We start from the raw sequence: 12,434 nt of genomic DNA on the forward strand, positions 1-12,434 counted from the left end.
ATAAACTGCGTCTGTGTAGGTATTACACAGACGCTTTTTTGCGTTTAATACGTAACTTTAGTATCTTATAAATAACTCGTAATAGGGAGTGAAGAAGATGAAAATTCAACTTTTTCAATTTCATGTAACTTATGGAAACGCTAATGAAAATGAATCCAAAATAAAAAAATGGTTTAAAGAATACTTGAACGATGATACTGAGGTCGTTGTTTTACCTGAAATGTGGAACAACGGATACGCTTTAGAGGATTTAAAGGTTAAAGCAGATACTAATTTAAAACGAAGTTTTTCATTTATAGCTCAACTGGCTAAACAATTCAATGTTGATATTATTGCAGGTTCTGTATCAAATATTAGAGACAATAACGTGTATAATACGGCATTTTCAGTGAATAAAGATGGTGAGTTAATAAATGAGTACGATAAAGTCCATCTTGTACCAATGCTTAGAGAACCTGAGTTTCTGACTGATGGCAATAAAGTCCCTGAACCTTTTCAATTGTCAGATGGTACCCTAGCTACACAAATCATATGCTATGATTTAAGGTTTCCTGAATTGCTAAGATATCCAGCTAAAAATGGGGCTAAAATTGCATTTTACGTTGCACAATGGCCTAGTGCTAGACTTAATCATTGGTTGGCATTGCTTAAAGCAAGAGCTATTGAAAATGATATGTATGTAGTTGCAGCTAATGGTTGTGGTGATGATGGAAACACAGATTACGCTGGATATTCGACAGTTATTAATCCAAATGGTGAGATTGTTCAAGAATTGGGCAGTGATGAAGGTGTCCTCACCACTAATGTAGATTTAGAATTGGTTGATCAACAAAGAGAGTCTATACCTGTATTTAAAAATTTAAAACCTAACCTATATAAATAAAATTAAGCCGTGAGCTTGGGAGGGACTCACGGCTTTGATAACTTATTATTAAGGGAATGTTTTTACAGTTATTTTTTCAATCTATTTTTTGGGGATGTTATTAATTATGAAAAAATTTTAGTGAATTTATCTATTTTATTAATGATAAATTGAATGTTGTTTACGATAGCTTACATGCTAGAAATAATTACCTAATTAAAGGTAGCTAAGAATAATACGTAACACTGAGTCCAAGGAAACTACAGCTTTATAGCAAATGTTGCTCACTTGCTATTAACTTTGGGTTATTAAGTTGGGATGGCTTAACAACCCATTACTTAGTCATACTATACGAAGAAAACAAAGTTACAATGAAAGAATTCAAAACTTATTTTTTGAATTTTTTAATTGTATCAATGATCCATTTAATGAAATCACTGATTGTAGATACGATATCTGCAGCCATTACACTTCACTCCTTCCAACTAAATAATGGATTTGAACGATTTGGGAAGAATCATTCAATTAAGATTAAGCAAATTTTTCAACTATCTTCCTATCACATCTCTGTGATATGAGTCTATTAAAACATGGTTTTTACATTAAAGTTCGATAATTCCTTAACTCGTCAAAAAATGTACTTAAGTGTATTTCTTTTTATGTTAAAATATCACTTAGGAATTAAAAATAACACTTAGGTATATTTTTTAAACAGTTAGGCATAATATTTAAAATGAGTTGCGCAAAATTGTATAATATATTATGAGGAGAGTAGTAGGCGAGTGAAAATAATAGATAAAAAAATTGATGAATTTGCTAACTATTTACAGCGTAAGAATAATCTAGATCGTATACAATTTTTGAAAGTTCGTTTAGGTATGCAGGTCGTAGCTTCAAATATTGAAAAAACAATAGTTGTCTATGGTTTAGCATTACTATTTAAAACGTTCTTTTACACACTTTTAACTCATATTAGTTATTTTTTAGTTAGAAGTTATGCACATGGAGCACACGCCAAATCAACTTTATTATGTCATATACAAAATTTATTAGTTTTTTTACTAGTGCCTTGGTTATTAACTCTTTTTCATGTAAATAAATTAGTGTTACTTGGAGTTGGATTAATAAGTATATTAATTATTATTAAATTCTCTCCTGCTGCTACTAAAAAGCAGCCTATACCTAACCATCTTATTAAAAGAAAATGGTTAGGATCCATTTTTGTAAGTATTTTATTATTAGTAGTTTGTTTAATTATTAAAAAGTCACTTATACCATTTGTAGTTTGGGGTGTGTTTTTAGAATCACTTACTCTACTACCGATATTTTTTCCTAAGGAGGATGTTTAAAATGATGCAAATTTTTGATGTATTATTTAAAGTTATTAGTTTTATTTTTGAAAAAATTGGATTTATAGCAGGTTACAGTACTTGTAACACTTATTTTGATGAACCTGAAGTACCAAAAGAATTATTTGAAACATACCAAAAATAAATACTACCCAAATTAAGTTCTTACAGAAAGTGTGTAGCAAATGGATTCATTAAATAATTGGATTACTGCTAGTTTTCAGTTAGCACTTATGTTTTATGTAGTTAAAGTTTTAATGGGAGTAAAATACAATGTTAGGGATTATATCTTTATGACAGGGATTATAATCCCTTCTAATTTAATATATTCGTTTATAGGTACAAATACTCTTATTCTTGTAATGATACTTTCAATAATATTTTTCTATAAAAAAATGAAGTATTATTCCATTTTAGCTATATTTGGATCAAGCATCATTTTATACTTATGCAATTTTATAACTGTTTTGTTAATTGCATTTTTTGATGAAATCTCCGATAAAATTGAATATAAGTATGCAATATACATAGTTAGTTTTCTAGTATGTGGGTTAATATTATCTAATGCTACTAAATTTTTAATAAATTTAATTAAGAAATCTTATTTATATTCAAATAAGTTATATATATCAACTATATCTATTTTCCTAGTTATTACTTTTTTCATATTATTTATTTTTACCCGCAATGAAGACTTAGATTTTCAAACGTTTAGACTTTATACATACCTCTACGTTGCCATCGTCTTAATCATACTTATAATATTAATCATACTATCTTTTACCATATTACGTGAAATGAAGTACAAGCGTAATCTTGAAGAAATTGAAACGTACTATGAGTATACGCTACGTATCGAAAGTATCAATAATGAGATGCGTAAGTTCCGACATGATTACGTCAATATTCTTTCTACGCTTTCAGATTTTATTCGTGAAGATGATATGCAAGGTCTTAAAAAATATTTCAATGAACAAATTGTTCCTATGAAGGATAATATGAAAACGCGCTCTATAAAAATAAATGGTATTGAAAATCTTAAAGTTAGAGAAATTAAAGGGTTAATTACTACTAAAATTCTTCAAGCTCAAGAGAAAGCAATACCGATTAGTATAGAGGTTCCTGATGAAATTGATAAAATCGAAATGAACACTATAGAGTTCAGCCGTATTTCAGGAATTATTTTGGATAATGCCATTGAAGCTTCAGAAGTTCTTGATGATCCACTTATTCAAATTGCTTTTATTAATAATGAAGAATCTGTTACATTCATTGTGATGAATAAATGTAGCGATGATACCCCTAAAATACATGAATTATTTGAGGAAGGCTTTTCAACTAAAGGCGATAACAGAGGGTTAGGTCTATCTACGCTTAAAGAACTGACTGACCAAAATGAGAACGTCCTATTAGATACTGTTATCGAAAATGGATATTTCGTTCAAAAAGTAGAAATTATTAATACGGAAGCATAAGGATGTGAAATATAGATGAAGATATTCGTTTGCGAAGACGATCCTAGACAAAGAGAAAACATGGTTTCAATTATCAAAAATTACATCATGATAGAAGAAAAACCTATGGAACTAGCTCTCGCAACTGATGATCCTTATGAAGTGCTTGAGCAATCAAAAGAAATGAATGATATTGGTTGTTATTTCTTAGATATTCAATTAGAAGCTGATATGAATGGTATTAAACTTGGTAGTGAAATTCGTAAACATGACCCTGTGGGTAACATTATTTTTGTAACAAGTCACAGCGAACTTACTTATCTCACATTTGTTTATAAAGTGGCTGCTATGGATTTCATTTTCAAAGATGATCCTTCAGAACTAAAAACAAGAATCATTGACTGTCTTGAAACTGCTCATACACGTCTTAAGTTGCTATCTAAAGAAAGTAATGTTGAAACAATTGAGTTAAAACGTGGTAGTAACTCTGTGTATGTTCAATATGACGATATTATGTTCTTTGAATCTTCAACTAAGTCACACAGATTAATCGCACACTTAGATAACCGTCAAATTGAATTTTACGGTAATCTTAAAGAGTTAGCTCAACTTGATGAACGTTTCTTTAGATGTCATAACAGCTTTGTTGTGAATAGACATAACATTGAATCGATTGATTCTAAAGAGCGTATCGTTTATTTCAAAAATGGTGAAAATTGCTTCGCGTCTGTGCGTAATGTTAAAAAAATCTAACACACTTTAAAATACCCAGCTTATTTATCACTCTATAGTGAATAAGCTGGGTTTCTTTATGTGTTTAGGACCCTTTTTCAATTTCTTCTGTTGTCGGTAAACTTTTAATGGCGCCATATCTTGTAGTTGTTATAGCAGCCACTTTATTACCAAATTCGAGAATGCTATTACCTTCATTTTCAAATAATTGAGCGACATCAATAATATCTGAAGATAATATACGACTAATAACGGCTCCTATAAAGGCATCACCGGCACCTGTAGTATCTATAGCTTTAACTTTGAAACCTTGATGTTCTGTAGTAAATTGGTTCTTAGTAAACGCTTGTGCCCCTTTCGGACCTTTTGTATAAATCACTACAGCTACGTTACCTTTAAATAGTGACTGTATAGCTTTAGTATCATCTTTCATTCCTGTTATAAATTCTAGTTCTTCATCTGAAACTTTTACTATATTCGCTTTAGGAATAAATTCAAGAATTGCTTGACGACATGCTTCTGGGTCTTCCCATAAAGGTAAGCGTACATTAGGATCAAATACTATCGTTCCATTAGCCTTCTCAAATTTCTCAATCATTTTTGAATGTGCTTGTTTCATTAAACTTTCAACTAAATCTACAGAACAGAAATGTAGAATGTCTTGATCAGTAACCTCTATATCTTCAATATGTGAGGGATCATAAAGCATGTCAGCAGAAGGCTTACGATAAAACGAGAAATCTCGCTGACCATCTTCTTTTAAACTTACAAAAGCTAGTGCTGTATTTGCTTCATTGGTACGTTGAATATAGTCTACACCTACACCAATGCGTTCAATGGTTTCAACAATAATGTCACCAAATGCATCATGTCCTAATTGCGTGACCATTTCGGAATGACCACCTAGTTTACTCACTGTTGCTGCTACGTTACAAGGTGCCCCACCTACCTGACGACTAAATTGTTCTACGTCTTTAAGTTCTGAATTTGTGACATGTGGTATAAAATCGATAAGTGCTTCACCTATTGCAAACAACCTTCTCATTATATATCATCCCTTTAGTTCAAATTTCGTAAATTGTAAATATACTTGTCCTGACTCAGTAGATGCTTTGATACCCGTAGAAGCTTCACTTGGGAAAATACGGGATGTAAGTACACGTTCACCATTATTACAAAATATTTCTATACTCGACGTATCTACAAAAATGTGTAACTGGTTTAAAGGTGTATCTAAAATAGTTGAACGCGTTGTGCCATCCACATTTGTAGGTAATAAACCACTTTCTGACCGATCTAATGTGAGCGAATTCTCACGTTGATTATAGGTAATCAATGTAGACTCATTTCTAGAACTTCTAAGCTCAAAATAAATTTCAGTTGCATCATTTTCTAAAATATCAATAATCATTTCATATTGTTTGCCTTCATAGGGGTGCAATTTGCGGTTAAATTTATTTGCATACCCTAATGCAGTCTCTTTGTTCGTTCTTAAAGTTTCTAGAGCTTTTATTGGTCGTTGCTTTAATTTACCATTTTCGAGAGTAAGTTCTCGTGGAATCGTTAAACAATGTGCCCAACCTTCACTATCTGTCGGATAATCACTTTCTGGTAAGCCCATCCAACCAATTAATATGCGTTTTCCATCTTTATCTATAAATGTTTGCGGTGCATAAAAATCAAAGCCTCTATCTAACTCTTGAAACTCTTGATGATCAAATGTCATATTTTCAATATTTAAATGACCGATCATGTAACCAGATTGATAAATATTGCGATATTTATTTCCATCCGCTTCAATCCCTTGCGGACAAAATAAAATAACACCCTGTCCATCTAATTCGAAATAATCAGGGCATTCCCACATGTAACCAAAATGATTTAAATTCGTTTGAATTTCACCAAGAAATGTCCAGTTAATAACATCCTCACTTTGATATAGTAGTAACCGCCCTTGTTCATTATTATTTTGGGCTCCTATAATTGCATATAATTGATCATCTTTTTTAAACACTTTAGGATCTCTAAAATGACTTGTGTATCCATCAGGTTGTCCATGAATTACAGGTTTAGGAAACTTCTCAACTGAACCATCTTCTTTAACGCGAGCAATCATTTGACTGGAGGTACGTTTCCAATGATTGTCTCTATGATTACCGGTATAAATGTAATAAAGATGACCATTAAACTCAAATGCACTACCACTATAAACACCATGACTATCATATTTTGTGTCAGGCTCTAATATAGGACCTTGTGCTTTGAAATGTACTAAATCATCACTTTTATAATTAAACCAATATTTCAAACCATGAACCGCCCCTAGAGGGAACCATTGATGTGATATGTAATAATAGCCGTCATAATAAATGAGACCATTTGGATCATTGAGCAATCCTGTTTCAGGCTGAATATGGTATGTCTGTCTATAAGGAGAAGCATCGACTCGTTGTTTTAAATTTTTAAATGTCTCTGTATCAACATCCTCTATTCGTTGATAACGTGCTTCACGTGTCCATTCCGCCATGTTTTCACTCCTAATCTCGACTGATTTGACTTTTACTTAACTTTATTATTTTAACATATTAGCTTAACACTACGATGTAGAATTTTTGTTAAGAACGCTTATTTATGAAAATGAAAACCACAATACTTTAACGTTTTTATGATAAATAAATTTTCTTAAGTATATATCTTAACAAATTTAATCATCGTAGTGGTATCGGTTCCAAATTATTATAAAATAAAAATCCCTCACCTTTTACTTAATGACAGGAATTTTTATTTTAAGTTCTGTAGTTTGATGATTTAATAATTGATTAATTTCTTTAAGTGCTTGCTCTCCTGCTTCTTTATAATTTAAGTGAATTGTTTCAATTATCGGAGACACTACTTGTGTCATTGGATCACCACCAAATCCAAAAATTGCATGAGGAGATAGATTTTTCTTATGATCCGCACAAAATTTGTGAATTGCTAAGGCAATTGAATCCGTTGCACCGACAATTGCATCAACTTCCGTTATATTGGATAAATATCTCTCAACATCTACCAGAGCTTCTTCATATTTAAATGTAGTTTCATAAATCTTAGGTTCAATATTATTTTGTTTTAGAGCATCTATTAGTCCCTTTTTACGTTTAATACCAACAGCAACATCACGTTCACTAATGCTAAATAAAGTGACTTGGTGTAGCCCTTTTTGACCTATTCTCATACCTATTTCAAATCCAGCTTGGTAATCATCATGATATATACTATGCAATTGTGCATGTTCTTGCCCTACAATAATAACCGGTACGTTAATCTTTTCTATAATTTGGATATGTTGTTCAGTAATGTTTGTAGCCATTAAAACAATACCATCTACTTTACTTCTTGATAATGTTTCTAATGCTGCAAGTTCTGCTTCTAGTTCAAGTCCAGTATAATTTAATAAGAGTTGATAGTTATGTAAATGACATTGGTTGATGACACCTTTAATAGTTTCATCAACTGCGAATGAATTCATACGTGGAATAATTGCTCCAATAAGATTGGTGCGTCTTGCTCTTAAACTTTGAGCAAATTGATTAGGTTGATAATCATACTCTTTAATAATTTTTGTCAGCTTTTCTTTTGTTTTATTACTAACGGATCCATTGTTTAAAAACCTTGAAACAGTACTTTTTGATACACCCGCTAGCTTGGCGATATCAGAAATATTTTTCATAAAAAAACTCACCTATCATATATTCAATAACTTAAACTTATTCTATCACATATGTAATCGCTTTAAATACTTAAATCAATTACATTTTAAATACTAAAGTTTAATTGATATGAAGGTGAGTGTATTTATTTTTGAAAATAATTTTTAAAATTTCATTCGGCGATTGAATTTGTTCAATTCGCCATAGAAGTAGGCCTTTTCTCCATGAACAATTGCATCAAGACCTGTTTTATCCTCCTCTTTAGTAGTTGCTAAAGGAGTGAATGATTTAATTACTCTAGCTATTATGTATGTAACTATTGCACTAAATACGACAGTTGCTATTGCTGCTGCTAATTGAATGAAAATCACTTTAAAGTTACCTGTATATATGAGTCCATTTTCAATAGTGTCATTTACTTGATGAGACTGGAACACACCTGTTAAAACTGCGCCTAATACTCCCCCTACACCATGAATACCAAATGCATCTAGAGCATCATTATACTGTAACTTCACTTTAATTAAATTAATAACGACATAACAACCGATACCACCAATTATAGCTATGATCATGGCACTTAAATAGTTAACATAACCTGCTGCTGGAGTAATAGCAACGAGACCTGATAAAGCGCCTGATAATAATCCTAAAAGACTTGTCGTTTTTTTCAAAGCATACTCTAAAATTAACCATCCTAGCGCACCTGCACTTGCAGCGATGACTGTGTTAACAAATGAAATCATTGCGATTTGGTCGAAAGTAAATGCACTACCTACATTAAAGCCATACCAACCCAACCATACTAAAATACCTCCGATGAGAGTTATTAGTAAGTTATGTGGGGTATGTTTCTCTTGCTTTTTACCTACACCAATCATTATCCCTAATATAAGACCAGACACCCCTGAGGTAATATGCACAACTGTACCCCCGGCATAATCAATAGCACGAAGTTTACTAATCCATCCGCCGCCCCACACCCAGTGAGCTACTGGACTATAGATAAACACAACCCATAAACCGACAAAAATAAGATAAGGGATAAATCTCATTTTTTCAGCAATTGAACCTGATAAAATCGAAACTGCTATAGTACAGAACATCATTTGGAATAACATGAAGAGTGCGAGAGGGACATGAGGGCTAATAGTTTTAGAAATAGCAAAGCCTACATGGTTTAGACCTAGAAATTTTAAGCCACCTAACCAATCATTACCTTGATCAAAACTAATAGAAAAACCAATAATCATCCACGCAAAGGTAACGATAACTATTGCAGCCATACTTTGCATTACTGTATTTAATGCATTCTTAGATTGGACTAGACCTCCATAAAATAAACTTAACCCTGGAGTCATTAACCAAACTAATAATGTACATAGAAATAAGAAAATTGTATCATCCATATTCATTCTTACCACTTCCTTTAGCAACATCATAAAGAGTGTTTAGTAGAAGTGCAAAAATTGGTAAGATAAAATTACACTAAGTGTAAGATTAAGTGACATCATAACTTTAGTATTTTAATATATTAAAATAAAAAAGCCAGTGACATCGTATGATATCACTAGCTTGCGTCTAAAGTAAATTTAAGATTTTTGAATAGTTATCGTCCAAGAAGCATCATCTAATTGTTCATAATTAGTGACTGGATATCCATTTTCAGCTGCCCAGTTTGGTAAGGCTTCTGTTGCCTGCGTACAATCAAAGTCTATTTTTAATTCATCGCCTTGCTCTAACTCTTCCATTTTCTTTTGCGCTTCAATAAGTGGAAATGGACACACCATTCCAACAGTGCCTAATTCATGTACCAATTTCTTATCCTCCTTACCTTATGTTGTCTGAGTTTGTTGACTCACTTGTTTACGTTTAGATTTTTCATTAGATGATTGTTGAAACTTTTTCATTGGTTTAATAAAAATAAAATAACTCATGAACCATACACCAAATATCATTGATGCTAAACCTAACCATCCTTGCCAGCTCATTGTTGCGGTTTCTACTAACCCATTACCAATTGAACATCCACCAGCTACTGAAGCACCAAATCCCATCAATATGCCACCAATAGCACTGTTACGAATCGTCTTCTTATCTGGAAGTCTCCATTTAAATTCTTTAGACCCTCTAGCAGCTATATATGAACCAATAAAGATACCGAGCACTAATAAAACGCCCCAATCGATGAACTTAGTGTCACCGGATATTAGAAAGTTAATCAAATTAGCAGATGGAGTCGTAATCCCAAGTCCATAAGGTCGACCAGTTGATTCACTCATGGGCCATGCTAGTAAAGCAATAAGTCCTACGGCAATACCAGCTATAAATGGATGGTATTTTCTTTCAAATAAATAGTGTCTAATACCTGTATATTTTTGTTTTAACTTAGGCACCATCACTTTCGGTTTACGTAAAGTTTTCACAACCATTGTAATTGTAATTATTACTAAAATTAAAACAAGTACCCAATTAGGAAGCCCTGTTGAATGACTTACACTCGCATTCACGTTCGTAGGCTTATTAATCATATTCATAACAGGAAGAAGTACTCCTGTTTTAGTAATTGCAGAAGTTATAGCATATAAAATTAATGCCACCCAACTTCCAATTAAACCTTCGCCAGCACGATACCACGTACCTGTGGCACAACCACCAGCTAATACAATACCAACGCCAAATATAAATGATCCTATAATCGTCCCTAATACTGGAAATGTATGTGTAGGCACTTCAATAATACCTAAGCTTGTTAATATGAGTAATCCCAAACTCTGAACTGTTATAGCTACGAGCAATGCATAAAACATTTTATTACTTTTTTGGACATACATGTCTCTGAAACCGCCCGCTAGACAGAATCTTGTTCGTTGCATTACGAACCCTAATAACGCTCCGACAATAAGTCCACTAATTATCATCCATGTCATTTAATCACCTATTTCCGATATAAATACTAAGGTATTATATTAGAAAAAATGAAAAATTGCAAGTTCAATATTTTTTGAAACCTAATGTATTTTCAATTCTTTACTCAATGATTTTAAATCCTCTTTTGAAAAATGACTAAATTTATACCACTCATGATTGTTATAGTAAACAAATAATTTACTTCCCAGTAGTCCTTTCGAGCACTTATATCTCACAACTTTATTAATATCTAACTCTATATCAAATGGAGTATATTCTTTGCCATAAGCTTTGAATTGTAAAGTATTCTCATTGATTACTAATTTTCCAGGAACCCTTATCATTTGAGGGATATGTGCTTTAAATGTACAGTTTGCTTCAAATTTCATTATGGCTTGTGCCCCCTTTATTTTATTACGTATACTATATCATTTTTACATAATAAAGTAGCATCCTAAATTAGGATGCTAAAAGTTATTAATTATTATTACTATAGTTCTTCATAAAGAACAATAGTGATTGTAGTTCAATACCCAAATCAATATGGTGAACTTGTACATCTTGTGGTGTTTTAACTCTGCTTGGCGTAAAGTTAAGAATACCTTTCACACCCGCTTCAACGAGTTGATCAGCAACCTGTTGTGCTACACTTTCAGGAGTCGTTAATATCACAACGTCAATTTCTTCTACTGCTAATGTAGATTGAATTTCATTGATATTTTTAACAACGACTTTACCGACTTTCTCTCCAATTAGATCTTCTCTAATATCGAAAGCTTCAGTAATTGTCATCTCAGCGTGTATTGAAAAATTATAAGTAAGTAACGCGCGACCTAGATTACCAACACCTACTATCGCAATTTTAATTTCATCACTTTCACTTAGTTCAGACTTGAAAAATTCAAGCATACTATCGATGTTATAACCATAGCCTTTTTTACCTAATTCACCAAAATATGAAAAATCACGACGAATCGTTGCCGAATCTATTTGTAAAGCTTCACTGATTGCTTTAGAATTCACACGGTCGATACCCTTAGATTTTAATGTACTCACAAATCTATAATATAAAGGTAAACGCTTTAATGTAGCACGAGGAATTTTAATATTTTCTGGCATCCAATATGTCCCCCTTAAAGTTTGAATGAATTATATTTATGTATTCAAACGTTTTATCGTGCAAGTTGTAAGGCGTTTAAATAAACAAATAATTGCCTTCAATGAATACTTAAATATTATACATTATTGATTTTTAAAAATAAATATCTCAGTTTCATGTAATGCGCGAATGCTGTAAAATAAAGATAATTGAGTCAATAAATAGCTTAATCGTCATACCTTATGAGGTAGATGTACCCTATTATTAAAAAATAATGCTTAACTATTTAAAATTCACATAAAATTAAAATTTTTTAAATCTTATTGATTACATATA

14 protein-coding genes are annotated in these 12,434 nt (G+C 31.9%); 5 read left to right on the forward strand and 9 right to left on the reverse strand.

The genetic code is table 11. The annotated features are described in order from the left end of the window. Positions 1-97: 97 nt before the first annotated feature. Positions 98-883: a carbon-nitrogen family hydrolase gene (locus MHI13_RS17810; protein ID WP_064210781.1), complete on the forward strand. Its 786-nt coding sequence runs from the start codon at positions 98-100 to the stop codon at positions 881-883. A gap of 367 nt (positions 884-1,250) precedes the next feature. Here the strand turns inward: MHI13_RS17810 and MHI13_RS23505 are convergent, their stop codons facing one another. Next, positions 1,251-1,328, reverse strand: a complete 78-nt coding sequence (locus MHI13_RS23505) for a delta-lysin family phenol-soluble modulin (protein ID WP_049307263.1) — start codon at positions 1,326-1,328, stop codon at positions 1,251-1,253. Between the two features lie 316 nt (positions 1,329-1,644). Here MHI13_RS23505 and MHI13_RS17815 point away from each other — a divergent pair, with 316 nt between their 5' ends. From MHI13_RS17815 to agrA, 4 genes are read left to right on the forward strand one after another with little or no spacing between them, the layout of a single operon-like run. After that, positions 1,645-2,211 (forward strand): accessory gene regulator AgrB, encoded by a 567-nt coding sequence (locus MHI13_RS17815; protein WP_064210780.1) that lies wholly within the window; start codon positions 1,645-1,647, stop codon positions 2,209-2,211. Position 2,212: 1 nt separating this feature from the next. Further along, positions 2,213-2,356 carry a cyclic lactone autoinducer peptide AgrD gene (gene agrD / locus MHI13_RS17820; protein WP_064210779.1) on the forward strand — a complete coding sequence of 48 codons (144 nt, stop codon included), beginning with the start codon at positions 2,213-2,215 and terminating at the stop codon, positions 2,354-2,356. A gap of 40 nt (positions 2,357-2,396) precedes the next feature. Next, positions 2,397-3,686 carry a quorum-sensing sensor histidine kinase AgrC gene (gene agrC / locus MHI13_RS17825; RefSeq protein ID WP_064210778.1) on the forward strand — a complete coding sequence of 430 codons (1,290 nt, stop codon included), beginning with the start codon at positions 2,397-2,399 and terminating at the stop codon, positions 3,684-3,686. A 15-nt stretch (positions 3,687-3,701) separates the two neighbouring features. Beyond that, positions 3,702-4,418: a quorum-sensing response regulator AgrA gene (agrA, locus tag MHI13_RS17830; RefSeq protein WP_002436958.1), complete on the forward strand. Its 717-nt coding sequence runs from the start codon at positions 3,702-3,704 to the stop codon at positions 4,416-4,418. A 64-nt stretch (positions 4,419-4,482) separates the two neighbouring features. Here agrA and MHI13_RS17835 read toward each other — a convergent pair whose 3' ends face one another. From MHI13_RS17835 to MHI13_RS17870, 8 genes are all read right to left on the reverse strand, one after another. Beyond that, positions 4,483-5,442 (reverse strand): carbohydrate kinase family protein, encoded by a 960-nt coding sequence (locus MHI13_RS17835; RefSeq protein WP_064210777.1) that lies wholly within the window; start codon positions 5,440-5,442, stop codon positions 4,483-4,485. 6 nt (positions 5,443-5,448) lie between these two features. After that, positions 5,449-6,924: a sucrose-6-phosphate hydrolase gene (locus MHI13_RS17840; RefSeq protein ID WP_064210776.1), complete on the reverse strand. Its 1,476-nt coding sequence runs from the start codon at positions 6,922-6,924 to the stop codon at positions 5,449-5,451. A gap of 234 nt (positions 6,925-7,158) precedes the next feature. Continuing rightward, positions 7,159-8,109, reverse strand: coding sequence for a LacI family DNA-binding transcriptional regulator (locus tag MHI13_RS17845; RefSeq protein WP_064210775.1), 951 nt, complete (start codon positions 8,107-8,109; stop codon positions 7,159-7,161). A 144-nt stretch (positions 8,110-8,253) separates the two neighbouring features. Further along, positions 8,254-9,504: an ammonium transporter gene (locus tag MHI13_RS17850; RefSeq protein WP_064210774.1), complete on the reverse strand. Its 1,251-nt coding sequence runs from the start codon at positions 9,502-9,504 to the stop codon at positions 8,254-8,256. Positions 9,505-9,681: 177 nt separating this feature from the next. Then, a complete protein-coding gene (locus MHI13_RS17855) occupies positions 9,682-9,906 on the reverse strand; it encodes a sulfurtransferase TusA family protein (protein ID WP_002469616.1) in 225 nt (74 codons plus the stop codon). Positions 9,907-9,924: 18 nt separating this feature from the next. Further along, positions 9,925-11,019 carry a YeeE/YedE family protein gene (locus tag MHI13_RS17860; protein ID WP_064210773.1) on the reverse strand — a complete coding sequence of 365 codons (1,095 nt, stop codon included), beginning with the start codon at positions 11,017-11,019 and terminating at the stop codon, positions 9,925-9,927. Between the two features lie 81 nt (positions 11,020-11,100). Beyond that, a complete protein-coding gene (locus MHI13_RS17865) occupies positions 11,101-11,388 on the reverse strand; it encodes a hypothetical protein (RefSeq protein WP_002436909.1) in 288 nt (95 codons plus the stop codon). Between the two features lie 88 nt (positions 11,389-11,476). Next, positions 11,477-12,118 (reverse strand): redox-sensing transcriptional repressor Rex, encoded by a 642-nt coding sequence (locus MHI13_RS17870; RefSeq protein WP_064210772.1) that lies wholly within the window; start codon positions 12,116-12,118, stop codon positions 11,477-11,479. Between the last annotated feature and the right edge of the window lie 316 nt (positions 12,119-12,434).

The organism is Staphylococcus sp. FSL K6-0223, from assembly GCF_038008285.1.